Here is a 26962-nt window from a genome sequence, read left to right on the forward strand (position 1 = left end):
TTACAAGTTGGGGGCTTAATGATGTTTCCGTAATAGATGCTCTAAACAATGTTGTAACTGCAAACATAAAAGTTGGAATCTCGCCTATGGGGATAAAAGGGAATTTCACAACCAATAAAATATATGTTACAAATACGGGGAGTGAGAATGTTTCTGTTATAAATGCTTCAACTAACTCCTTAATAAAAAATATATATATTGGAAAGTGGCCTGGAGATGTTGCCGTAAATCCAAATACCAATAAAGTTTATATTTCAAGGGATGACCATAATGTTTCGGTAATAGATGGGGGAACTGATTCCGTGCTAAAAACCATAAGTATTAACGGAAGGTCCGAAGGAATAGGTGTAAATCTAGTAACGAATAAGGTATATGTAGCAAATATTGACAGCGCTATTCTTGTAATGGATGGCTCAACAGACTCAATAATAAAAATTGTAGGAGAAGGCAAAAAATGGCCTCACAGCATAGGTGTTAATTCGCAAACTAACAAAATATATGTTACAACCGGGGGAGGGAATCTTCTTGTAATAGATGGAGCCACCGATTCGCTTATAAAAACTATAAAAGTTGGTGAGTATCCATGGGGAATTGGCATAAGTTCGAAGATAAATAGAATCTATGTTGCAAATACCGATACTACTATTTCCGTAATAGACGGAACTACTGATTCGGTAATACAAACGGTTACTGTCGGAAGGTGTCCTTGGTTTATCGCTGTAAATGACAGTACAGGAAGGATTTATGTGCCCTGCCTTTTTGATGGCGCAGTTTGGGTATTAGTGGATACGAAAGGAATAGAGGAGAATACGCCATCGCTTGGGCAGGGTATTGCTACGCTCCGGATAACTAAGAATCCTTTTATTAAGTCAACAGTTATAAGTTATTACATCCCTGCTAAAAGTAAAGTGTCATTAAAGCTTTATGACGTTTCTGGTAGTTGTGTGAAAACATTAGTTAAAGAAGAGAAAGAAGCAGGAAATTACAGCGTGGGCGTGAGGGGGATGAGCGCAGGAATATATTTTGCTACCCTCATAGCAGGGAATTATAAGGAGACAAGGAAATTGATATTAATGAAGTAGGGAGAAAACTATGAAAAAACTAAATATGTTAATAGTTTTTACAATTACAATACTGAGTCAATGTGTATGGGCAAAAGTATCAGTAGTTGACAGTATAATGTTATGCCCGCAAACAGGAAATGGATTGGGCACAATTGGCGTAGCCATAAACCCAACAACTAACAAAATCTATGTGGCAAATTATAATACTTGTAATGTTTCGGTCATTGATGGGACTAATAATACAGTGATTGCTACAGTAACCGTCGGGTCTTCCCCCTATGCTATATGTATAAACCCGACAACAAATAAAATCTACGTAGCAAATGTAGGCAGTAATAACGTTTCAGTCATTGATGGTTCTAATAATTCAGTGGTTGCAACAGTAGTTGTTGTGTCTGGGCCTGCTGGGTCTGGTCCTCATTGTATATGTGTAAATCCAACCACAAATAAAATTTATGTGGCGAGTTGGTATAACAATAATGTTTCAGTAATTGATGGAACAAAAGATTCAGTGGTTGCGAAAGTGTCCGTTGGGTCTACCCCAGAGGGTATATGTGTAAATCCGGCAACGAATAAAATCTATGTGGCAAATTATAATGACGATAATGTTTCAGTAATTGACGGGACAACTAATTCGGTCATTGATACAGTAGCAGTTGGGTCTTATCCTCAGAGTATATGTGTAAATCCGACAACAAATAAAATCTATGTAGCTACTTATTATGCGAACGTTTCGGTAATTGATGGAGCGAATGATTCAGCTATTGCTGCAATACCTGTCGGTCAATATCCTTGTGGAATATGTGTAAATCCGACAACAAATAAAATCTATGTGGCAAATCATAATAGTAGTAATGTTTCAGTTATTAATGGAACAAATAATACAGTGATTGCAACAATATCCGTCGGGTTTTACCCTTTAGATATTTGTATAAATCCAACAACAAACAAAATCTATGTGACAAATTATGATAATAATAATGTTTTGGTAATTAATGGGACAAATAATTCATTAATTGGGACAGTAGTCATTGGGGTTCAGCCTTATGGTATATCTTTAAATCCGACAACAAATAAAATCTACGTGACAAATTATTGTAGCAATAATATTTCGGTTATTAATGGAACGAATGATTCAGTAATTGCTGCTGTAACCGTTGGGACTTCTCCCGCTGCTATATGTATAAATCCAACAACAAACAGAATCTATGTTGCAAATGCGGGTAGCGATAACGTTTCAGTAATCAATGGTACGAATAATTCAGTAGTTGCGACAGTAACCATTGGAGGTTCTCCTTATGGTATCTGTGTAAACCCGACAACAAATAGAATTTATGTGACAAATTCGGATAGTAGTAACGTTTCAGTCATTAATGGAACCAATAATTCAGTTATTGCAAGAGTAACTGTTGGGTCTGACCCTCGTGGTATATGTGTAAATCCGGTAACGAATAAAATCTATGTAGTAAATCGAAGTAACAATAATGTTTCAGTCGTTAATGGAACAAATGATTCAGTGCTTGGGAAAGTATCTGTTGGGGATTATCCTTGGGGTATTTGTGTAAATTCGGTAACAAATAGAATCTATGTATCAACAGAAAACAGTAAAAATGTCGCAGTAATAAATGGGACAAATGATTCGGTCATTGCTACAGTAGCCGTTAATAAGTGGCCACTTGGAATCTGCGTAAACCCTACAACAAATAGAATCTATGTGGCAAATTGGGATAGTCATAATATTTCCTTAATTGACGGGACAAATAATTCAGTTATACAAACAGTTTCTGTAGGGAAACAGCCGGGATTTATTGCAGTTAATCCACAGGACAGTTTGATATATGTAAGTTGTTATTACGCGGGTGGAGTTTGGGTGCTTAAAGAGGATGGAGTAGGGATAGAAGAGAATCCCAATCCTAAAATCTCAAATTCCAAATTACAAATCTCCCCAAACCCATTTATTAAATCAACAATTATCAAGTATCAAATACCTGCCACAAGTAAAGTTTCGTTAGCCATTTACGATATTTCAGGAAGCTGTGTGAAAACATTAATTAACGAAGAAAAACCCGCAGGGAGTTATAATCTAACCCTGAATGCAAAGGATTATCCGTCAGGGGTTTATTTCCTGAAGCTGAACGCAGGAGAGCAAAAGATTGTGAAGAAATTAACATTGATAAAATAAGAGAGGTACAAATGAAATACTTTAAGGTATGCTTCGTAACGGGATTTTTTACCCTTTTATTAACGAACGCTTTTTCTGCAGAAAGGCGTGAAACCCATAAACCATGGTTTATGGGAAAATTTGGGAAACCGGAAAGGATACAAACTTCTCGAGATAGTTCCTTTGTGAAAAAAGAGAATAATACATTTTTTCAGAGCGGTGATACACTTGGAACTATTATGGGAACGGTAACCGATACCTACGGGAATCCAATCAAGGGCGTAGGATTTAGGGTCTCTAATTTTATTGAGAATAGTGGCTACAGTAGTGGAAGTTGGAAAACTGATTCTCTTGGGCATTATACTATTCATTTCTTTGCGGGAAAGCCTCTTGAGTTCACTATTTGTAAGCTTCAAATCAACAATGCAAATTCAATAGGCTACATAAGTGAATGGTATGATAATAAATATAACGAAGGCAGCGCAAATATAATAACCGTAGTTTTTCCCGATACAATAAAAAATATTGATTTTGAATTGGAAATTGGTGGCTCTATATCAGGATATGTTACCAGCGCTAAAGGTCCACTTAAAAATGTCTATATTAATGTTTATGATGCCGTTATCGATGACAATAGTTCTTATGGTTACACGGATTCAATGGGATATTATATTGTAAAGGGCTTACCGACAGGAAGCTATAATGTTCACACCTCTTGTTGGGAAAGCGGTTATATAGACGAATGGTATGATAATAAGTTAAGTCGTGAAAATGCCAATATAGTCTCTGTTACAGTCCCTGATACTACAAAAAATATTAATTTTGAATTAGAATTTGGCGGTTGCATAGCAGGATATGTTACGAGCGCTAAAGGACCTCTTGCGAGTGTAAGCGTTGGTGTTTATAATGCAACTACTAAAGGATGGGTTGGAAATGGAGGAACAACTGATTCCAACGGGTATTATATTGCAACTGCCTTACCAACGGGAAGTTATAAAGTAAAAGCCGGACATGATAGTGGATATGTTACCCTTTACTGGAATAATAAACTTGACTGGAACTCGGCAGGTTTAGTAAACGTAACATTACCGGATACCGTAAACAATATTAATTTCTCTTTATATATTGGCGGGAAAATCAAAGGCAGCGTGTATAGTGCCAAAGGTCCAATTGGAAACGTAGAAGTTGATGCATTCAATATAAATTCAGGGGAAGTAGTAGGTGGTGAAGATACTGATTCAAGCGGGAATTATACAATTAAGAGTCTGCCGACAGGATATTATAAACTCTGGGCTTTCCCTAACATTTGGGGTGACAATGAAGATACTATTCATGCATTTGAATGGTATAATAATAAAAACAATTGGTTAAGCGCAGATTCCATATATGTTACTGCACCGGATTCAATAATTAACAAAGATTTCACACTTGAACAATGCGGTTTTATCACTGGCACGGTTTGTGGAACTCCAAAAACATCAATAACAGGTGCTGAGGTAGGAGGTTGGCTCTATATCAACAATTTTTATGGTTGGTTGCCTTTCTTTGTAGACGAAACAGGTACGGATGGCAAATATACCTTAAAAAATCTCCGCACAGGTAATTACAAAGTATTTGCAATGGCATCAGGATATGGAACTTTATGGTATAACCAGAAGCCTGATTCAAATACTGCCAATTTAGTTTCTGTTACAATGCCGAATGCTACTCCAAATATTGACTTTAATTTAACAGGTATTGAAGAGAGTGCAGGATTAAAAGATAGGATACCAAAGATAAAAACAACTCAAAATCCATTTATTCGGACCACAACAATTTCCTATCAGATACCGGTGAAAACTAAGGTTTTACTAAAAATTTATGATATTACCGGCAGACCCGTAAAGACATTGGTGAACAGTGAAAAAGAAGCAGGGAGTTATGATGTTAGTTTTAATGCCATGGGACTTTCTTCTGGTATCTATTTTGTAAGATTTGCCGCCGGCAACTATAAATCCACAAAGAAACTTATTTTAATGAGATAGGATTTACCGTCAATGCTTAGAGTTAGTTGACGGAAGGACTTTTTGTGAACTAACAAGGAGGAATTAATATGAATAAGGTATACAGAATTATAATAAGTTCTTTTGTTGTTCTCTTAATAACGGGAAATGTGTTTTCCAATGAGACTGTCGCAAATAAAAAAGATTTGTTAGTTAAGGGAAATAATACTTTTGCTTTTGATTTATATGCTAACTTAAAAAACAATGAAGGCAATTTATTCTTTTCGCCATACAGCATTTCAACTGCATTAGCAATGACTTATGCAGGCGCAAGAGGCAATACTCAAACACAAATGGCAAAAGTTTTACATTTTGACTTATTAGATACAACAAGTTTACACCCGGCATTTAAGAATTTAATTGTCGAAACCCAGAGCAAAAACAAAAACTACCAGTTAAACATTGCCAATACTTTATGGGGACAAAAAGGATATAAGTTTCTTAATGAATTTCTTAAAATTACAAAAGCTAACTACGGAGCAGGATTCAAAGAAATTGAGTTCGGGAATACGGAATTGGCACGCAAGACTATTAATAGTTGGGTTGAGGAACAAACCAAAAACAAAATTAAAGACATTATTCGACCGGGAACTATTAGTCCATTAACTCAGCTTGTTTTGACTAATGCGATATATTTCAAAGGCAATTGGGTTAAAGAGTTTGATGAGAAGGGAAATAAAAAGGGAACTCAAGAAGCTCCATTTTATGTGAAACCAGATAAAGGAATTCAAGTGCTTATGATGTCTCAAAAAGGAAACTTTAATTTTGTAGAAACGGATAAATTTCAGGCAATCGAATTGCCATATAAAGGGGGAAATTTATCAATGTTCGTTTTACTGCCGAAAAAGGTTGACGGGCTTGCTGAGTTGGAAAACTCTCTTGTATCAGACAATCTGAGCAAGTGGATAGAAAATCTCCAAAACCATGAAGTTAGGGTTTATTTTCCACAATTTAAAATGACTTCGGAGTTTAGCATGGCAGGAACACTTAATTCTATGGGAGTGACGGATGCTTTCTCTTCACAGTCTGCAGATTTTTCAGGAATGGCTGGCGACACGGGATTGTTTATTTCAACTGTAATCCATAAAGCTTTTATAGATGTAAATGAAAAAGGCACTGAGGCAGCAGCGGTGACGGTTGTAAAAATGCAAGTAGAATCGCGACGACCAATGGTTAGGCAAAAACAAATTCCGGTTTTCCGGGCAGACCATCCTTTTATATTTTTAATCCGGGATAATCGTTCTGGGAGTATTTTGTTTATCGGAAGATTAATAAATCCGATTAAATAAAATAAGAGAACAAAAAGACAAAACCCCTATTTTCTGTCCGTGCCATAGAACTCAAAGCCATAGAACTCAAAAGTCAGATACTCAGAGTTATTCATGGAAGGACTTTTTCATAAATACAGTATTTCCCCTATTGACAAGACTGACAAAAAAGCTCATATATGAATTAGAACATCGCAAAAATGAGAGACGGATTAATTTTTACCGGAAGTATTATAGCAATAGGAATTTTACTCCCTATTTTAGTTATATGTGGCATTGTATTGTTTTTTAGTCTCTTCAAAAGAGGAATTGAGATAGATTGAAAGCAAAGGCGCATGACTGGAAATCAGAAAAAGGCATTTCTCGAATGTCCTTGATAGACAAGGAAAATCGGTGCAATGGCTTGTTCTTAATAATCAACCTGAGTTGTTATCTATTTTGATTAGTTTTGATTTAGGTTTATGGGTTTTTATCTCTCTTAGTCACAAAAGATCCTATCCATTTGGCACAGGATTTTATCCCTGTTTATTTGTGAGAAAATGTTTATCTGTTCCTTCAAAAACAATAATGAAAAGAGAACGTCCAGTTCTCAGTCGGAAATTCATAAAGACGCGAATCCAAAGCAATATCCGCGCTTACCCCTTTAACCTTTATACCAAGACCAAAAGTAGGACCGCTCCTCTTGCCGGTTATGTCAGAAAAATATCCCCATCTTGCCGAGAAAATCTTATAAAACGTATATTCCAATCCAATCCCTTTCCATGTGTCACGGTAAATATAATCAAATCCCGATTCTTGCCAGTCTTGAAAAACCCCGACAAGGACTTTTGTTATATCTCCCGCAATAACGAGTTTATTGTTCGGCTTGTATGATATCCCGGCTCTGAGTATCCGTGGTAACGGCTCACCTATCCCGGCTTCTATATACGTTATGTCAGACCCGAGATTCTGTACTGATAACCCAAGCTGCAACCGTTTGCTAAAAACATAAAGACCGGAAAAATCAAATGCAAATGCTTGTCCTGAACCTCCATATCTGATGCTTTGTCCGTAAAGTAGCCTGATTGTCTCCACAGGGCAGAGAAAACTATAGATATATTTCACTCCCGCTCCTACGCTAAATTTTTTAGTTATCCTGTTAGCGTATGAAACTTTTGCTGAAAAATCCCAGTTTCCCCAGGGACCTATTTCATTTCCGCGGTTGTCCGTGCCTTCGGAAGTCCCGGTATGTAACCATATAACGTTCACGCCTATTGCCTGTTTGGATTCTTTTAGTGAATCCGGTTTAAAAATTGGAAAAACGGATGACAGGGTTTCGTAATATATACCGGGATATAATCCCGGCAGTAAGTTCATATGAGTAAACGCGATATTATGTTTCTGTTGGAACGCCATCCCTGCATCGTTATAATAAGTGGCCAGAGCGTCGTCTGCGACTCCGGTAAATACGCCTGCCATTCCGTTTTGTCTGGCATCAGGGAAAATGAGGAGAAAAGGCACGCTTAGCTCAGATACCCCGGAATAAGCACAGAACGGGCATAATATCACCGCTCCAAAGATTAGTGTTTTGTACGTTTTCATTTATCTATAAATTAATCAAACAGTCCCCTTTAGTCAACATTTTTCTTTTATTCTATGAATAGCCTCTGTTCTCAGCTATTCGTGTTCAACCGCGAACAAAATCTCCTTGATGTTAGAGACGCAATTCACCCCGATTCACCGAGGAATAAAAAAAGTTGGCATTAAAGATTGACAAAGATAGTTTTTGAGAATATTAAGTAATTGGTCTTGTTGGAATATGATTTTAATTAGGAGGAAAGATGAAAACGTATAAAACAATTGGAGCGCTTTTGTTAACATTAAGTATATCTTTTTTGGGAGGAACAAAAATTATTGGGGTAAATTTAAATATCCCTGGTGGTAATGAGACTACACAACTCAATAAAAAGGAAAATGAGAAAAAAAATATTATTCATGGTTCGGGAAGTAGTAGAAAACCTATAAATAAAATGTTTCTGAAAAAGAAATACAAAGAGGATGAGGGAATTGGGTTAAAAGAAGCTACACCCATAGAGATATGTAGTGCTTCGGTATTACACGATGGGCAAGGGCATGGAATACCAAATCAAATTAGTAGTAAGAGAAAATATGTTTTGCATAATTTTATGGCAAATGGAAATTTTCTTATGGACACCAATAATGATGGAACCCCAGATGGCTGGGGTTCAAATATCGAAGGAAAAATATTATATTCTCTTAATGGGGAACCTGTACGAAAATGTGCAAGGATATTGAGAAATGGGAAAGATATCTATCTTGCTCAATATTTAATAATTGAGCCAAGTGCCAATTACAGTTTATCAGTAAAATATAATTGTAATACAGATATCAATTTAACCATATATGAATATTCCAAAGAAAATAAAGTTATTAGTCCCCTATTTAGTAATGATATAGCAAAAAGCATCTCGTGGAATACGATAACAAAATCATTTACTACAAGTAAGAATGCAAAAAATTTGTTAATAAAATTTGAGTTAAAAAATGATGGAGTGTTATTAATAGACAGTACTTCAATTATTTCAGAAGATTATTACGAATTCTGATTCGACAAATATCGTTAGGTGTTAACAGCCCAATTATTGCTTTAATTTATAAAACGATAAAGAAGGTTTTTTTGTAGTAAGGAGGAAAAATGAAAAAAAATATAGGTTATTTATTAATTTTTGCTTCAATAATTGTTCTTAAGGGTGAATTATTGGGAAAAGTAGAAAATGTATACAATCTTTTACCCTGTAAGGCTTTAATAGATTCGGTAAGGAGTATTACAATAGCTGATACAAACATTGAAAATATAGAAGGAAAAGCCTTTTTATTTGCAGAAGCTCTTGTTTCTAAAAAAGATTCTTCTCTGCCATATCTTTCTGAGACAATAAAGGATAGTATGAATGATTGGAAACTTCGGTTTGTCTCTGTAGAAATGCTTTCTCAAATTTCTCAAAACGATGAATCGGCTGAAATATTAGCAAAAATCTTAAAAAATGAGAAAGAACACCCTTACTTACGGGGTGTATGTGCTTTTAGATTAGGATCTATGGGAAAAAAAGAATATTTCCCCCTTCTTATTCACAATCTAAAGGATAAAAATATATATGTGCGAGAAAGAGCAATTTGGGGATTAGATTTGCTCAATGATCCCAGAGCTATTCAACCTTTGATTCAATGTTTAGATGATTCATACTATATGGTACAGATATTAGCAATCCAAACATTAGGCAATCTAAAAGCTAACGAATCTTTTGCCCCATTAAAAAGGAAATTAGATGCTAATGATATTCCAGAATACCCTGAAATAGTGAAACATAAAGTAGTTCGTGCTATAACTTCTATTGGCGGGGCTGAAGCACGAACCATATTACTTGAAATTGTATCGGATCACAATTATGGAAAGCTTCGTGTCATAGCAGTTGAAGGGTTAGAAAATTATAAGGACGAAGAAGTTAAGAATAAACTTTTTTCTGTTTTAAATGATAAAGACGAACGATTTCAAGTTTGTGTGGCAAAGGTCCTTATGAAAATTACTCCACTTAAAGCAAAACCAGTTATAGAGGGAATACTAAATGATACTAAAAGTGAATATATAAAATCTGAAATAAAAGAGCTTTTAAAAACTTATTAAAACATAAAAATGGGGGACATATGAGACAAAAAATTATGATTATGGTATCATTGATTTTAGGCATATTTGTTGTGCCTCTTCCTATAAATGCTCATATTCCTACCCAAGCTACAAATCAAATTCTATATCCTTCTCCAGGGGATGTTATGTTTAGATATCTTACTGCTGCTGGTATGGAAGGAGGGCATGTTGCTATTTTTTACCGATATAGAAGCGATGGAGTTCGAGAAATTATGCAAGCGGTGGGACCAGGAAGCATTAGTGCGCTTGTTGGTTGGAATTTTTTTATGAATGATATGAAACCCGATACTTCATATTGGGGATCATATTGTCAGACAAGAGGAAAAACATTACAAAAGAGAGAGGAATTAATAGACGCCGCTTATGATTGTATAGGAATTGCATATCCTGCATGGCCTTATCTTATTGGATATAAAGATCACCCTACTACTTTAAGGTGTGATGGATTGGTTGAATGGACATATGAACATGTTTTCAATGAACCAATAAGCCCAGACGAGACCAGTTCAAATAACACTGGTATTGTTCCTCAAGATTATAGTAATGGTCTAGGACAACCAGTAGCTACTTGCCCTATTCATGGAGGACATCATAATATGTGTCCTACTCTACAACTGGAATGGCTCAATAATGAATCACAAGCCGTAGATGGACACGATATTTCTGGACCTCGCCACGGGGAACCATCCTATAATAGTTCTCCTATTCTATTAAATGCAACTGTTATACCATCAAATGGGAGTCCAAGTACAAAATTCTATTTTACGACTACTTATATAGATAATGAATTAGACGAACCTAATTATTCTTGTTCTGTTATAGTTGATGGGAATTATTATAATATGAGTAATGTTGGTGAAACTCGCTATAATGGAGAATATAGATATCCAAGTTCAGGAGGGCAGTCATTCAGTGTTGGAGAACATCATTATTACTTTTATTTTAGAAGTAACCGAGAAGGACAATACGATACAGTTCGTTATCCTGCTTCCGAAGATTTGATTTTCTATGTTACAAATTTACCAACAACAATTTTGGTTAGTGAAATAGTTAATCCTTCTACTTGTGAGCCATATCAGACAGTTAATGTTTCTGGAAGTGCAGTTTATGATAATGGCCCATCAGTAACAAGCGGAACAGTTACAATTACAATATCTGGTGTCAATGTATGGACAACACCCTTAGATGTAAATGGTAATTATAGTAGAAATATAACTGCTCCAGGTTCTAATGGTAATTATAGCGTAAATGTAAGCGTATCTGACGGAAGCATAGCAGGAACTACTTCTCAATCATTACAGGTTCAGCCGGGAGGTGGAGGGAGCGGATATACATTTTATCGTAGTACCGTTTGTAGAGATGTAGACGATCCTTCGCCCTATGATCCTATTCATGAGACAATAGCATTTAATGAAAATTGTGACAAAGTTTATGTTTGGGTACATCTTACGGATATATATAAAGCTTTGACAGTAAAATGGAAATGGTATAAACCCGATGGTAGTTTATATAAAACAAATACCTTTAATGTCCCGGACCCTTCTTCCGAAGGCTACGACTCTTGGGATTGGTATAAATGCTGGTATTGGTTGTCAAACATATCGGACATAGAGGGAGAATGGTCTTGTAGGCTTTATGTTGATGATGGTAGTGGATATGACCGTTGTGCAACAGAAAAATTCGTGATTAGGTATGACTTAACAGAACACAAGATGTGTAAAGACATTGAAACTTCAGACCCATATGACCCGATTAATCCTACAAATACATTTTATCAGACGGACAATAAGGCTATGACATGGATGAACATGGATGTGGCTTCGATTGGAGCCAAAGTGAAATGGCAATTCTATGAACCGGCAGGGAGTCTCTATTCTTCTTTTGAAGATAGCGGGGATGCGCCGACTGATGACTATTGGGATTGGTATAAGTTTTGGGGTTGGATAAATATAACCGGACATGATGCAGTAAATAAATGTGGAAATTGGCAAGTTAAAGTACTTATTGAAGACCCTTCGAGCAACTGGGATGAAGAGTATGTGGACTATTTTCAAATACTGGAGTCTCCTGATAGTATACCAATTGTTGATGTAACAGTATCTCCAGAACAACCAATTGAAGGGACCAATATTTCTTTAAATATTTCGGCTACCGATAATACCTATCTACAAAAAGTTACCTTATATTGGAATGACGGAACTCAACATATTCAAACATGGGATAGTATTTTCAGCAGTTCTTTTTCTAATACAAAAAATATTGGTACATATTCAGCAGGGCAGTCTATTTGGTACTATGCTAAAGTATACGATACTTCTGAGAATGAAGGACAAAGTATACTCAAAAATTTTGTTGTGTTGGATATTTCTCCTAACATAGTAGTTATACCAGATACTTTGCGATTTAAATGGGATGGGGGGAGCAAAAAAGAAACCTCTCTTCTTAGTTCCATTGAAGATACTATTTTCTATGATAATGGAACTCCATCATATATTAAACCTTACGACCCCTCTGATGTATCAAGTTGTAAATATTATGGAGTAAAGTTTACTCCAACAGAAAAAACAGGTTCTAAAGTTACAGGAGCAAAAGTTTATATAGGAAATCAAACAGGTTCTGCTTCAACATTTGAGATACATGTCTATGATGATAATGGTGGTAATCCTGGAACTCTTAAAAGTCAAGGGACGTTTAATGTTGGTTCAAGCAGTGGATATTTTTCACCAACTTTATCTACACAGCCATTGATAGTGGGAGATTTTTATATATTTGTAGGGCCGCAAACAATGGATGCTAATATAGGAATAGGGTTAGACAATGGACTTAGTTATGCTGATAGAATGGGTGCTACAGATATCTTACCTGGTTGGTATAATCCGGGATATCCCGGAGATTTTGTGTTAAGGGCGAACGTAACTTATGAAAGCAGTGACACTTGTGATACAGTAAAAACAATGATAGTAACCAATAATGGGAATGCAGACTTAACTGTATCTAATATTACAAAAAATTATAAATGGATAACATCAATTACCCCTACTAACTTTACTCTTATACCAGGTGATTCTCAAAATGTAATTGTAACAGTTGCTTGTAATGGATTGAGTAATGGAACTAATATTGGTTCTCTCAGTATTTTTTCAAATGATACTGATGAAAATCCATACATTGAACCAGTTAAGTTTGTAGTGACGAGTGTAGGCACAGAAGAAAAGCCCATATTCCCTGGTAAGTTTGTGCTCTTTTCACCATCTCCAAATCCTTCTATGGCAGGCACTGTAATTAAGTACGGCTTACCGGAGCAAGCAAACGTCTCATTAAAACTTTATGATGCATCGGGCAGATTGGTTAAAAATTTCTGCTCGGATGTCAAAGAAAAAGGCTATTACACAGCTAATATAAAAAATGGGGAGCTTAACGAAGGGATCTATTTCATTAAATTTGTTGCAGGCAATTTCAAGGCAACACGGAAACTTACGATATTAAGATAAAGTAGAAATTAAAAGGTAGATAAAAAGCCCTTCTCGGAGTTAGTTGACGGAAGGTGTATAGCGTTGAAAAATAGTTAGTCCCCCGTATTATCCCTTTCGGTACAAATTGAACGGCAATTCACTATTAATATCTGGAAGTCAGTTAAGTAGTAGTGATAGTTTTTTCTCAGTAGAACATTTTATAGAACAAAAATTGTTCTATCGTAACCCGCTGAAATATAAAAACTTAACGTATGTAAACCTGTGGAGAACATTCATGATTATATTCTTGATTATAAAGAACTTGAAGAATTGGGTTTGGAAGTAGAATTTTGCAAAAATGGAACTAGACACATAATGGGTGAGTTAATTAATTTTCTTGAAGAATATGATGGCAATGAGGTTATTGTTTGTAAGAAAAATTCTGCAAGGGAAAATAACATAACGCAACCGAGTTCCCCCATCGTTCCCGGGGGAGCTTTTTATTTATCGGGGGGGACAGAAACCTATTGACAGGGAAAGGTTTTGATATCAATATGTTTTATATATGATTCTTAAAATGTTTAACGTTGGTTTTGGAGACTGTTTTTTATTCTTAGATGGGGACAACTCTCTTTGGGTTGACTGCGGATCGAAGAGTTTTAATCCTAAATCTAAAAGTAATCATATACTTAAACTCTTAATAGACCAAACGTTATATAAATATTATGGTAACAAAAATAGTTCCGCATTAATTACGCATTTTCATGGGGATCATTATAATGGTTTCCGATATTTAGCTGAAACTAAGAATGAAGAGAAAATTTTTGATAAGATTTACGTTCCTTATTTAGACATTGAGGATGAAAAAACAGGGGAGTCAATGTTACTTGAAGTGGCGATTTGTTGTTACACTTTTCTGAATAAATTTACTTACTCACATATTATTTCAAAAAACATACTCAAACACATTGAAATGGTAACAAAATTAGCAAATAATATAGAGTATCTCTCTACTGGTAAAAAAATAAAATTTGGAAACCTAGAATTTGATGTTATTTGGCCTGACAAGAAATATGATTTTACCCAATTTAAATTCAAGGATTTCTTAGATAAGATAGATAGTATATTAATATTAAAAGGCGGACAACTTTTTAATGAATTTAATGCTCTTAAGAAAAAAATATTAAAAAATATGAAAGAATGGTATGTGTTAACGGAACATCCTGAATCTGATATGAAAAATTTCAATACTATTATAAGAACTCAAAACAGTCTAATTGGTTTAGAAGATGCGTCATATTATAGCTTAGAAGGTTTCAGACGTAGAAATAATATAAATTTATCAACGGAAAATACTATAAAAAAATTTATACCCTCTTATACTTCTCTTTTTTCAAAAAGTAACAACTCGACAAGCATTGTTTTTCACGATAAAAATAGAAAAATACTAATGACAGGGGATGTAGAGCGGAGTATAATTAATAAGCTAAATTTACAAGATAGTTATCAGTTTTTGAAAGTGCCACATCATGGGACCAGTAGCCATTACACTGATAGTTTACCAGCAGCATTACATTTTTTAATTTCTACAGGGAAGGGACGCGTTGGGAAAATAGGAGTGCAATATATGACACATTCTTGTCCTCTGGGAAAACGATATTGTACATCAGGCGGTAAGTGGTGTAATACTATTGATAATAAGCAAATTTGTTTCAACAATAGTTGCTTAAATAACCAAGAAGTTACATTGCCATTATAAAACGAAAAATATTATATCGAGTTAATATAAATGAAAAACCTATGTGACATGGATCCACGTAATGAAGGGCTTACCTTGGAACATTTTGAGAAGGCAATAAACAAAGAAGTCCCGATAAGTAATAAAGTTCCTGAAAAAATTTGTGAAATGTTGGAACTTGCAAAAAAGATATGTTTTTATGCATATTATGAGTATGATTTTTATTGGTTGTGTAACATTAACTTATTTCTTTTTACTGAAACGGCTATTAAGGAAAGATTTCTTGATGCATTGCCTCGAGAATGTAAGTTGATAAAGAAAGAACAATCAAGAACTATGATTAAAGATATAAATATTTATAAATTTCTTAGAGAAAGATGGAGAATTGTGGGTTATGAAGACGTAGATGCTTCCTTAAAGTCTATTTTGAAATGGCTTAAAAAAGAGAAAATTATACCTAAGCGTATTGATAATGATAGGCAATTAGAAGCTATTTCAAACTTACGTAACTCTGCCGCTCATCTTCACGGAAAATCAGTTTATAACTTTGCTATGGCAATCCCAATATTGTGGGTAACTATAGACTTTGTAAACTGTTTATTTGATACTGAATGTCATGACAAAGAACCGGAATGCATAAAAAGACAACGTGAAGATTATGAGAGACATATGAAAGAGTTTGAAGAGTTAGATAAAACTACCGAATGAACCTTTATCTTATTATGCGGTTACGATAGATTCTGTGGAGGTTTTGACTGGGATAGATTTTTTTCAGAGTTGCCAGATTCGGTAGAAAATAAGATAGAATCACATGCCGATATTAATAGATGGGAACACTTAAAAAATTAACAAAATATATTTTAGAAATAGTGGAGGTGAAATATGTGGTTTGAATGCAAAAAAAAAGAGACCCCATTTCAGAAAACAATAAAAGGGAAAAGAGGTTTTGAAGTAGAAAAACCTCCCTTTATACTTAATTGTAAAGAGTGTGATAACAAAAAATGCAGGAATGAAGAAAAAGAAGCTTGTTGGGTATTGTGGCCACATTATAAAGCTCCAGGGGGAAATAAAGAACCTATTGGAATTTTTTACATAGACGATATGGTAAAACCTAAAGAAGTTTATAAGGAGGATAATAAGAATGACCCACGTGGAAAAATAGAATGCTATTTTAGAATATTTAAGATGCGTAGCAATCTCAAAGAAGATGACACTTCTTTTTGGTTACCCTATTGGATTAGAATAGAAAAAAGCGGAGACGAAGTGCGATTTGGGCAATATTCACCTATGATGCCAGAGACACAACTCGTTGAGCTTATAACAGAGGCAATAAAAAAAGAGAATTTTTTTACACAAAACTCGAAAGATAAAATACACGATGCTTTGTCAGAGTGGTATTCTAAAAAGGAGAAGAAATGACAACATTTTTGGAAGGGATAGCAGGAACACTTGCCGGTTCTCTTACCATATCTTTAGTTATTCATTTATTAAGAGAATCCGAACAACGTAAGCGATATTTGTTAGAATTGTTGAGTGAAATCAGATATAATCAACTTCTTATAGAGACTGCCACAACTACATTAAAAAAACAGATTCCAACAGGAACTACGACTACAAGCTTGGGATATCTTTTACATAATCAGGCATTTCAAGCATGTCAATTAACTGGATACATTTTTTGTCTTCCCCAAAAAGATGAATTAATGATAAGCTATGGCATTATCTATTTAGCTATTAAAACAACACCGCAGATGATAAGTTATAATCAGTTACAGATATTAAGAGATCTATTGAGAAAAATCACTCCAGCACTTGAAAAAACACTTAACAAAAGTTGGTGGTGGCAAGATAAAATTCAAAAATCAAAAAAGATTTTCCATAATATTTTAGGGAAATTAAAATGAAAAATTATCTGTTGAACACAAAGTTGAATGCTAACAATACGGTGTTAACTGATGTAAATCAAATTTTATTATTTAAGGATGCAATTTTGAATAAAAATCATTATCAAATTCAATACTAATTTTGCACTTCTTTCATTTGCATATTCTTCTTTGGGATGTGGGTCCCCAGATTCTTGTCTTTTTTGCATAATAATTGATTGAATATCCTTGAATATTTTAGTAGAGAAAGCGTCAGATGAAATCACCTTTTTCCTTTGAGCTTCTGAAAGTAGATCATTTAAATCCCCTTTACCAATTTTATCGTAAACTAAAATTTGTAAAAATCCTTGTAATGCGGATATTGCATGAGTAATGCAACCACTATAACCTTGGGGAGTTTTTTCTTGAAATCGTCTAAATGCATCGGATAAATCTCTGTTAACCGGCCCCCATTTTTTACCTGAAAGATAAGTCAAAACTGGTATATAAATGTCTTCTGTTATTTTTTTATCCTGACGAAAAACAATGCCATTCCTTGTCAGAACAACATTAAGATTAAACTGTTCAAAGATATCATTAAAATCTTCTGCAAATTTATCAGCTTTTTTGTAAGCAAGGTTTATAATTTCTTCTTTTTTAGCTTCTTCATCAGATTCATCTATGTTTTCGATAGAGAATGTATTTACATTCTGAAGTACAAATAATGACAGCATTTCATATACAACATCTTGATTTTCATTTAAAAAAATGAGTAAGAAATCATCTAGTGTAACTTTAAGGCAACATGATTCAAAGTATTTAATACCATTATTATGTACATTAAAATGTGGTCCCCCATGTTTAAGTAAGCCTTGCCCATAACTTTTTCTTTTATAACGTTCATTTAAGTTTTCAATTGTGTAAAAGACACAATTAGATTTGGTAAACCAGTCTTTATTGGAAAAATACGACCAAATTTTGTGTTTTTCGTCAGGACCGAGGGCACTCCATTCTCGCATCCCCAAATCTGGACATATATTTTTTATAGCATTGGGATTATTAATACTCCATAATTTAAATAATAATTTCATAAAATTTTATTTATTTTATGTAATATAAACTAATCTCAAAAGTTTGTCAACTTTTCCTGGGACAATTAATTTTCCTCTTGCCAAACAACAAGATTAAACCTACAATCCTTTTATGGTTATCAACTACATAACCCTCCAAGACATCCAGAAAGGAACACACGAAAAGAATCGGATGGTCATAATCCAGTGCAGGAATTGTAAAGAACAAAAGATAGGAAATCACATAGATTGGGTGAAAGATTGTATAAGAGACCCGGGGCACTATTCTTTGCATAGATGTCCGGTTTGTAAGACGGAGACAAAACTGAAGAATACTGATATAAAGAAAATTAAAGAGGTGCTGGGGTAGGATGAAATAGGTAATTTGTAAGAGATATAAGATGTAGTGATTTTCTCAAGATTTTACTTGCAAGACAGTATGATTGAGATATTATTTCATAAAAAGAATATGAGGAGGAAAACATGCCGACAGCAATAAGTCTGAATTACAAACTTGAAGACTTTCCTAATGGAGAAATGACAATAGATGATGATATAAACGTTTTTGAGGATCGTGTCAATGGTTGGCAAATAGATATAGCAAAACAATGTGGAAGTATTCCTAATGCTGGTTTTGGAGTCCTTCATATTATCTTAAGTTACTTTGAAAGTATAGCAAAATTTCGTGAAGGTTACGTTAATAATAGGGCATCTATGAAGTATTTTAAGCTTGGTATCATGAAAGCAATCCCGCAACTAAGCAAGTTGTCTTCTACTAAATCAAACGATGTAGTAAATACTTTATACTCAGAGATGAGATGTGCTCTCTATCATGCAGGAATGACAGGTAGAGGTATTTTGATTACGCAAGACATAAATGAAGCGATTTCAATAGAAAGCAGATGTATTTACATTAATCCAGCCAACCTCGTTGAAGCAGCTCAGCAAGATTTTGATATGTATATTAAGGAACTAAGGGATCCTAAGAATATCCAGCTTAGAACTAATTTCCGGAAAAGGTTTAAAATAAGTTAATGTATAACCTACTTTCAAAAGAAGAAAAAAGAGGAGAATTTATTGGTGGTTGATAAGCCAGAGATAGTAAAGATTTATCAAGAAAGATTAAAGTATTTTTAAACTTAATTATGAGAAGACCGCAATGGGAAGTAAAAATAGAACAAGAATTGAGAAATAAACTTTTAGAACCACGATTACATCGAATATTAGATATACTTGCAGATAAAACTCCAAAACAATTATCTGGTAAACAAAAAGGGAAATTAAAAAACGAAATAGAAGTACATATTGAAAAAGCTCTAAAAAATAGATATAAAAAAGAAATAGAGAGGTTGAAAAGTAAATCCTTTATATTGAGAGGCTCTGCTCCATATACATATTATCACATAAAAAGAAAAATTCCAGAGTATGAGGAAGAAAAAAACCAAGAAATAAAAAGATTCATCTACACATTTTGGAGAAATAAAGAATGTCTTTATGTAGGGCAAACTAAAAAAGGAGTGTCGGAAATACTTTTTAAATATGGCAAAGGACGACTTTTTACTAACGCTACTAAATTGAAAATTTATTTAACTGATAAAATTCACTTGGATAGATACGAAAACATTGCATATCATGTTTTTGCACCGAGTTACAGGTATAATTTGATTCATACAAAAAACCGTAGAAAAAAATGTCCTTTCTGTAAAACAAAAAGGAAAATTGATGGAGAAATTGATTGTGCATTTGTATTAAAATGGTAATATATGGACCAATTTAGAATCTCCGCTAAATCTTAGATTCGCTGACTCTCCCCGATTTTTGTTCCATGTGTTTCTGAATTCAAATGTACTGAAAAAGCTATTTTTAGGTTTTATCAATTTATTTATCTCTTCCAATATCCATAGGGTAGAAGTTTTTGTAAGTATCTTAAATACCATTTGATTGTTCACTCCCCCTTGTATTAAAAAACTTGACTTTCTCTCTATAGTTTATTAGATATTCCTCTATGATAACCAAGGAGCAAGCCAAACAAAAAATCCAAAAACTCATTGATAAATACAATATAGAAAAAGAAGAACTTAATACCTACAACGAGGAAGCCACAAAAACTGGTTTTATTCAACCTTTTCTGAAAGATGTTTTAGGCTGGGATGTGAATGATCGCAACGAAGTTAGTCCCGAAGTAAAAATATCAAAAGGTAGGGTTGATTATGGACTCAAGATTGATGGTAAAATTAGGATTTTCGTTGAAGCAAAATCACTAAGTTCTAACCTTAATAAACATATTGAACAGGCAGTCGGGTATGGTTACAACAGGAAAGATGTTCCTTTTGTCCTTCTTACTGATTTTGAAGGAATAAAACTTTTTGACGTAACAATCAAACCGGATTCCAAAAACCCTCTAAAAGGTTTAAAAATGGACCTTCACTGGGACCAATATATTGACCAGTTTGATAAATTATGGTTGATTTCAAAAGAATCTGCAATCTATGGGAAACTTGACAAATTACTTCTGATAAAACCTAAAGACAGACTCCCGGTTGACAAAGCTATTCTTAAAGACCTTAGCGAATGGCGAGAAATCTTGGCTAAAGACATCTTTAAAAACAACCCCAAACTTTTCCACTCGGAAGACACGGAAAAAGATGCTGACTACCTGAGAGAAATAACACAGAAAATCCTTGACCGTCTAATCTTTATGCGATTCTGCGAAGACCGTGGCTTTATTGACCGTAGTTTCTTAAACGCATTATTTGAGGGAAGAACGGATTCTGTCGGCACTATTACAATGGTATTTCTTAAAGAAGAGTTTAAGCATTATAATGGCATATTTGATAGTGATCTGTTCAGACCTCAGGAATGGGAAAATAATTTAGCAATTGACTTCAAAATTATGCGAAAAATCGTTCTGGATACTTATAATCCTTACCAGTTTGATGTTATCCCGCTGGAGGTTTTGGGCAATATCTATGAACAGTATTTGGGTTATACTATCAGGTTGACCGAGCATCAGGTAAAATATGAGTTAAAACCGGATGTCCGCAAAGCAGGCGGAGTTTATTATACCCCCGAATATATCGTTGACTACATTGTCAAAAATACTGTTGGCAAATCATTACAAGAGTTATCCAACAAGAAAATAAAGAAACTTAGAATATTAGACCCAGCTTGTGGCTCAGGCAGTTTTCTTATCAGGGCTTATGAAGAAATGCTAAATTACTACCAGAATCAGAAACCAAAAAAACAGAAAAAAATATCAACAAAACAGTCAGAATTAAATTTAGGGCACGAAAAAAAAGAACAACGCCTCACAATCCACGAAAAAGCAGACATCCTGTGCACCCATATATTCGGTGTAGATATAGATGAACAAGCAGTAGAAGTAACAAAGCTTTCCTTGATGTTAAAAATGCTTGAAGGCGAGCAGGATAGAATCCATGGCAAAGATCTCTTGCCAATGCTAAATAAAAACATCAAATGCGGCAACTCTTTGATTTCCGGCAATGTCTTAGAACTCACAAGATACTTTGGCAACGACTACTATAAAGTCAAACCTTTCAACTGGAACGAGGAATTCAAAGAGATTATCGTTGACGAGAAGGGGTTTGATGTCGTAATAGGTAACCCACCGTATTCACTTATTGGTTCTGATAGAAGGAAGGAACAATTGTATTTTAGAGATGGTAATTTCGTTATGGAATCTTATAAAACTAATACCTATATGCTATTTTTAGAAAAAGGCTTAACTCTCTTAAAGAAGAAAAGTGCAGTTTTGGGATATATTATACCTAAATCTTTAGTATTTAACACTTTTTTTAATGATGCAAGAAAATTTTTATTATCTAATTTTGCAATCCCCGAGATTATAGAGATAAAAGAAAAAGTTTTTGTTGATGCCGAGGTAGGAGATAGTATTTTGTTTTTTGCAAAAAAGGATAAAGATTCAGTCAAAAACCTTCTTAATTATTATAAAGTAAAAAATATATTCCCAGTTTTTGATATTATTGAACATCACAAAAATATTCAAAGTAATTTATTACAGCAAAGTGAAATAAGATTTTTTGAGGACACAATAAAGATAAGAGCCAAAACACAAAGACTTGGCGATATATGTGTCGTATCCAATGGGCTTAACCCTGGGAATATAAGACATATTTTATTATCATCTTCACCGGAGACTTCTAATCATAAAAAAATGTTACTTGGTAGAGACATAAAGCGTTACTTTACTCATTGGTCCGGAACATGGGTTAATTATGATTCAACCTTGAAAGAAAAGATTAAAATGACAGACATAAAATCAAAAGCAGGAATGACAGCACAAAAGAAAGTAGATTTTGCTTTAAGAAATCCAAAAATATATTCCCCTAATAAAATTGTTATTAGAAAAACCGCTGATTGTATTTTAGCAAGTTATGAAAAAGAAGGGTTTTATTTTGATTCTTTATCCCACGGAATTCAACTCAAAAAGGAAGTTAACGGGTCAATCCTTTATATTTTGGGACTCTTAAATTCTAAATTCATTAATTATATACATAGTAATATATCACAAAATAAGGGAAAAGTATTTGCAAAAGTTTTAGGTAAAAACTTAGAACGACTTCCTATTCGCACTATTGATTTTTCTAACCCTGCCGATAAAAAGCTTCACGATGACATTGTTGCATTAGTTGATATAATGCTTGACTTAAACAAAAAACTCCAAACCGCAAAAGGCAACGATAAAGACTACATCCAAAAACAAATCACCCAAACCGACAACGAAATTGATACCATAGTATATAAACTTTATAACATAACTGAGGGAGAGAAGAAGATAATAGAGACTGTCGAATTACAAAAATGAACAATGCAAGTTTTTGCATAGATTTATTTAATACAAGAGAAAAAGCAACCATTATTTGGTTGTTAATTTTCGGGGTTTGGGCATTATCTAAAAAAAATATTAGAAGTTCGTTTTGGATAAATATAAAAGGGTTATTTGAAAAAAAGATTTTGGTCTTAATAATGGCTATGCTCGTTTACATTGGTTTTATATTTGCTATTCTGTCAAAAATAGGGATTTGGAATATTTCTTTGACAAAAGATACGGTTTTTTGGGTTTTGGGTTCAGCATTTGTGCTTCTGATAAATGTAAATAGAGCTATGGAAGACGAACATCATTTCAAAAAAATAATTTTAGATAACTTAAAGTTGATTTTAATAATTGAGTTTATAGTGAATCTTTACACCTTTAACTTTTGGATTGAGTTAATACTAATACCAGTGCTTTTCATGCTTGTTGCCGGAAGTGCCTTTACAAAAATAAAAAAAGAGAAAAAAGTAATTGATTCTATTTTGTCAGCTTTTGGTATTTTACTTATCGTTTTTACTCTCGTTAAAATATTTGAAAATTATCAAGCTTTTGCGAGTTTAGAAAACTTGCGTGCTTTTACCCTACCGCTTCTATTAACTTTTGCGTATTTACCATTTTTGTACTTTTTTGCTCTTTTCATGTCTTATGAAAGTTTATTTGCTCACCTTGATTTTTTTCTAAAGAAAGACCTAAAGTTAGCAAAATTCGCAAAACAAAAAGTTTTTACTTTATGTCATGTTAATCTTGGCAAACTTAACAGATTTTCAAAGGGAAGTGCTCAAGAGTTGATAAGACTAAACAATAGAAATGATATATTGAATATGATTAAAACTTTTAAAAGAGCCCGAATTGCCATTTCAAAAGAAAAAACAATTCAGAATATTAAATATTTTAGTTACTCACTGTTATTATCGTTATTTATTACCTGCATGATTCTAATTGTTTGTGAAAATAGTGGCTTTATAAAAGATTTTTCAAATAAGATTATAGATATAGCTATTGTATCTTTTATACTACTCTTTTTTTTACATTCTTGGAGTACAACACAGAAGTTCTGGCAGAGATATAAAAATACTAAACAGTTATCTACCCAATCCTTCATTAGCAATCTTGATTGTATAATTTTAACTACCGCATTAGTCATTATTTTCCTATTGATTTGTTTTTTAATTTACTCCGCTAAGCCTATTTTAATTTTTACAGGAGTTAATAATATTAGGCGGATAATACTAACTTTTATATTTATATTTATGTGGCTTTTATTAAGTTATTTCTCGAATAAAAAAACAGGAACAAAAAGCGTTGGGAATAAAAACATTTCTTCGCTTTCCGATGAACCTATAGATAATTCGGGACGGGATTTATTAGGACGCGAAAAGTTTATTGATACTCTATACGATTCAATTATAAAACTTCCCTTCGAAGATTCTTTTGTTTATGGGCTTTCTGGACGCTGGGGAGAAGGCAAAACATCGGTAATTAAGCTATTACAAAATAAATTAGAAGAAAATAAAGAGTTTTTAATTGTAGACTTTAAGCCTTGGTACTTTAATGATGAAGAAACTATATTTACTGCCTTTTACTCTCAACTTGAACAAGCTTTAAGTAAAGAGGCTATATTCCCAAATATAAAAAGAACATTTAATAAATATTTAAAACTCATTTCGGTAAGAGTGCCACAAACAGATATTAATATTAAACTTCCACATTGTGAGGAAACTTTAGAAGACGTTAGAGATAATATGCAAAAATTCATACAACAAACCGAGAAGAAGATAATTATATTCATTGATGATATTGATAGATTAGAGAGAAAAGAAGTCTTGCTTGTTTTTAAGCTTGTTCGTCTTAATATGAATTTTAAGAATACAAGATTTATCCTGAGTTTTGATGTAGATGCGGTTCGAAAGCTTTTGAAAGGCAGTAAAAAGGAAGGGGATTTTGAAGATGCTAAAATAGACCCCGAATTTTTGGATAAAATTATTCAGGTTACTACTGATTTGCCAGCTATTGAACAAATATATATCGACCAGTTTTTATATAGTTATATTGATGGAAGAGTAAATAGAACATTACTTAAAAATATCCTTCGCAAGTATCCAGATAAGTGGGAACAAATCTTTGATAATCCAAACGATGGATATCTATATTTTAAAAAAGGACTTCAAGAAAATGATTTTGTATTTATGACAGATTTAAAAGAGAAAGCAGAGGTTATAAAATTCTGGGAACCATATAAAGAAAATCTTTTCGATAAACTTGATGTTTCCCGAATCGATAGAGCAGAGTTTAGAAATAATTTTGACAATTTATATGAAACTCAAATTAAAACATTATTTAAAACTTTGCGTATCACTAAAAGATATTTAAATAGTTTATGCTTAATGCTTCCAGCGGTTAAAGATGAAGTTGATTTGCATGATTTCTTTGTTTTAGAAGTAATACGGACTTTTTATTCGACAGTTTATGAAGATATATGGTTAAACCAAAAGTTTTATATTACAGAAAAAGAGGAAGAAAACAGAATGCCAAATGAAATAATTACGCATATAAATAAGATTGTTGAAAATCAACAAGAGAAGGATATTCTGATGAAGCTATTAAAGGCTATTTTCCCATTGGTAAATGCAAGTTATTATAACGCTAAAGAATCTAAAATGCCTGATGTAGTGGCATGGAATAGAGAAAAAAGAAAAATTCACCATTTTGAATGTTTTAAGAGATATTTCATGCTTAGAGTCCCTCCATTAGAGATACCGGATGCAACGGTAAAAAATACATTAATCGAATGGAATAAAGATAAAAACAAGATTGAAACTTCTATTTTAAAATTTCGCGAGAAAGATCAACTTTTAGAGTTTTTCCGTAAAATAAGTGTGTTTAGGAATGTTATAAATATAAAAGAAGAAATAATTCCTGATATTGCAAATATTGTTCTTAATAAATATAAAAAGGAATTAGAAGTTTATGAATACAGTGCGGCAAAAAAATTGTTAATGGAATTATACAGGGATAAAAAAGTTAATAAGTTTCCTGCAATAATAGATACTACAGGGAACAATGAATTTATTATAAATAATTATTTCCTTGGAGAGAAGGAGGGAACTTTTTCTATATGGGCTAAAGTAACAGACGAACATAATTCATCTACGAAGCATATGTACATAATAGGGACTGCTTCTGATGGTGGGCGAAGAATAGGGATTAGCGCTTCGCAAGGAACAGTAGACTTTTATATGAATGTATTTGCGATAGCAAGAATGGGAAGTAAAAAATGTTGGAGTTTCTGGTGTACAAATGATAAAGGAGAGGAAAAACTTATCGATTCGGATTCCAATAAGGCACTTTCCGTTGGATGGCATTTATTTACCGTTTGTTGGTCAAAAACAAAAGGTTTTGTTAGTTTTTATATAGATACTATGTCAATTAATAAACCAAAGGAGGAGAAAGTTATTGAATCATGGCCTGTAACTTACGGAGAATGTGTTATAGGAACTTGGCCTAATAGAGCCAAAGAACATTATTTTAATTCAGAAATTGGGTACTGGGAAATATTTAACAAAGTAATATCTGAGGACGATATAAAGGAAATCTATGATGAGAAAATCAAATTTTTACCATGATATAATTAGAAACACAATATAGATTCCCTATTTTAATTTTCCCGCATTATAATACCTCTACTATCAATAAGTTCATCTCCGAAATCCTCAAACAAGTATTTTAAATTTTCTAACTCTTTTTATTGGT

Annotated in this window: 20 protein-coding genes and 1 pseudogene; 19 read left to right on the plus strand and 2 right to left on the minus strand. The window is 33.4% G+C overall.

What is annotated here, in order from left to right; genetic code table 11:
• From WC614_01470 to WC614_01490, 5 genes are all read left to right on the plus strand, one after another.
• Positions 1 to 1082: T9SS type A sorting domain-containing protein (locus WC614_01470; protein ID MFA5031665.1), on the plus strand; the 1082-nt coding region annotated here is incomplete at its 5' end.
• 10 nt (positions 1083 to 1092) lie between these two features.
• A complete protein-coding gene (locus tag WC614_01475; GenBank protein ID MFA5031666.1) occupies positions 1093 to 3246 on the plus strand; it encodes a T9SS type A sorting domain-containing protein in 2154 nt (717 codons plus the stop codon).
• Between the two features lie 11 nt (positions 3247 to 3257).
• The gene (locus tag WC614_01480; protein ID MFA5031667.1) at positions 3258 to 5249 is read left to right on the plus strand and encodes a T9SS type A sorting domain-containing protein; all 1992 of its coding nucleotides are present in this window, start codon (positions 3258 to 3260) and stop codon (positions 5247 to 5249) included.
• Between the two features lie 68 nt (positions 5250 to 5317).
• Complete coding sequence (locus WC614_01485; protein MFA5031668.1) at positions 5318 to 6556, plus strand: serpin family protein; 1239 nt, start codon at positions 5318 to 5320, stop codon at positions 6554 to 6556.
• A 179-nt stretch (positions 6557 to 6735) separates the two neighbouring features.
• Complete coding sequence (locus WC614_01490) at positions 6736 to 6858, plus strand: hypothetical protein (protein ID MFA5031669.1); 123 nt, start codon at positions 6736 to 6738, stop codon at positions 6856 to 6858.
• A 232-nt stretch (positions 6859 to 7090) separates the two neighbouring features.
• Here the strand turns inward: WC614_01490 and WC614_01495 are convergent, their stop codons facing one another.
• Positions 7091 to 8116, minus strand: coding sequence for a PorV/PorQ family protein (locus tag WC614_01495; protein ID MFA5031670.1), 1026 nt, complete (start codon positions 8114 to 8116; stop codon positions 7091 to 7093).
• 239 nt (positions 8117 to 8355) lie between these two features.
• Between WC614_01495 and WC614_01500 the strand changes: the two genes are divergently transcribed.
• The 9 genes and pseudogenes from WC614_01500 (at position 8356) to WC614_01540 (ending at position 17329) form a co-directional block, all read left to right on the plus strand.
• Positions 8356 to 9141 (plus strand): hypothetical protein, encoded by a 786-nt coding sequence (locus WC614_01500; protein MFA5031671.1) that lies wholly within the window; start codon positions 8356 to 8358, stop codon positions 9139 to 9141.
• Between the two features lie 89 nt (positions 9142 to 9230).
• Positions 9231 to 10214 carry a HEAT repeat domain-containing protein gene (locus WC614_01505; GenBank protein MFA5031672.1) on the plus strand — a complete coding sequence of 328 codons (984 nt, stop codon included), beginning with the start codon at positions 9231 to 9233 and terminating at the stop codon, positions 10212 to 10214.
• A gap of 20 nt (positions 10215 to 10234) precedes the next feature.
• Complete coding sequence (locus tag WC614_01510; GenBank protein MFA5031673.1) at positions 10235 to 13726, plus strand: T9SS type A sorting domain-containing protein; 3492 nt, start codon at positions 10235 to 10237, stop codon at positions 13724 to 13726.
• Between the two features lie 243 nt (positions 13727 to 13969).
• Entirely contained in the window at positions 13970 to 14218 is a 249-nt protein-coding gene (locus WC614_01515) for a hypothetical protein (protein ID MFA5031674.1), read from the plus strand.
• A 34-nt stretch (positions 14219 to 14252) separates the two neighbouring features.
• The gene (locus WC614_01520; protein ID MFA5031675.1) at positions 14253 to 15446 is read left to right on the plus strand and encodes a hypothetical protein; all 1194 of its coding nucleotides are present in this window, start codon (positions 14253 to 14255) and stop codon (positions 15444 to 15446) included.
• Between the two features lie 48 nt (positions 15447 to 15494).
• A complete protein-coding gene (locus tag WC614_01525; GenBank protein ID MFA5031676.1) occupies positions 15495 to 16133 on the plus strand; it encodes a hypothetical protein in 639 nt (212 codons plus the stop codon).
• Positions 16132 to 16274: pseudogene (locus tag WC614_01530) on the plus strand (DNA/RNA non-specific endonuclease). Before WC614_01525 ends, WC614_01530 begins: the two are co-directional and overlap by 2 nt.
• A 33-nt stretch (positions 16275 to 16307) precedes the next feature.
• On the plus strand, positions 16308 to 16844 hold the full coding sequence (locus tag WC614_01535; protein MFA5031677.1) for a hypothetical protein: 537 nt from the start codon (positions 16308 to 16310) through the stop codon (positions 16842 to 16844).
• Positions 16841 to 17329, plus strand: a complete 489-nt coding sequence (locus WC614_01540) for a hypothetical protein (GenBank protein ID MFA5031678.1) — start codon at positions 16841 to 16843, stop codon at positions 17327 to 17329. Before WC614_01535 ends, WC614_01540 begins: the two co-directional genes overlap by 4 nt.
• A gap of 68 nt (positions 17330 to 17397) precedes the next feature.
• On the opposite strand, the gene WC614_01545 is transcribed toward WC614_01540, so the two are convergent.
• Positions 17398 to 18378 carry a hypothetical protein gene (locus WC614_01545; GenBank protein MFA5031679.1) on the minus strand — a complete coding sequence of 327 codons (981 nt, stop codon included), beginning with the start codon at positions 18376 to 18378 and terminating at the stop codon, positions 17398 to 17400.
• 112 nt (positions 18379 to 18490) lie between these two features.
• Between WC614_01545 and WC614_01550 the strand changes: the two genes are divergently transcribed.
• The 5 genes from WC614_01550 (at position 18491) to WC614_01570 (ending at position 26835) form a co-directional block, all read left to right on the plus strand.
• Entirely contained in the window at positions 18491 to 18727 is a 237-nt protein-coding gene (locus WC614_01550; GenBank protein MFA5031680.1) for a hypothetical protein, read from the plus strand.
• Positions 18728 to 18840: 113 nt separating this feature from the next.
• Positions 18841 to 19392 carry a hypothetical protein gene (locus WC614_01555; GenBank protein ID MFA5031681.1) on the plus strand — a complete coding sequence of 184 codons (552 nt, stop codon included), beginning with the start codon at positions 18841 to 18843 and terminating at the stop codon, positions 19390 to 19392.
• 149 nt (positions 19393 to 19541) lie between these two features.
• A complete protein-coding gene (locus tag WC614_01560) occupies positions 19542 to 20117 on the plus strand; it encodes a hypothetical protein (GenBank protein MFA5031682.1) in 576 nt (191 codons plus the stop codon).
• 245 nt (positions 20118 to 20362) lie between these two features.
• A complete protein-coding gene (locus WC614_01565; GenBank protein MFA5031683.1) occupies positions 20363 to 23203 on the plus strand; it encodes an N-6 DNA methylase in 2841 nt (946 codons plus the stop codon).
• Positions 23200 to 26835, plus strand: a complete 3636-nt coding sequence (locus WC614_01570) for a P-loop NTPase fold protein (GenBank protein ID MFA5031684.1) — start codon at positions 23200 to 23202, stop codon at positions 26833 to 26835. Before WC614_01565 ends, WC614_01570 begins: the two co-directional genes overlap by 4 nt.
• Positions 26836 to 26962: the final 127 nt, after the last annotated feature.

This window comes from bacterium (genome assembly GCA_041649255.1).
Taxonomy (GTDB): domain Bacteria; phylum Hydrothermota; class UBA3073; order JACQXS01; family JAQTXJ01; genus JAQTXJ01.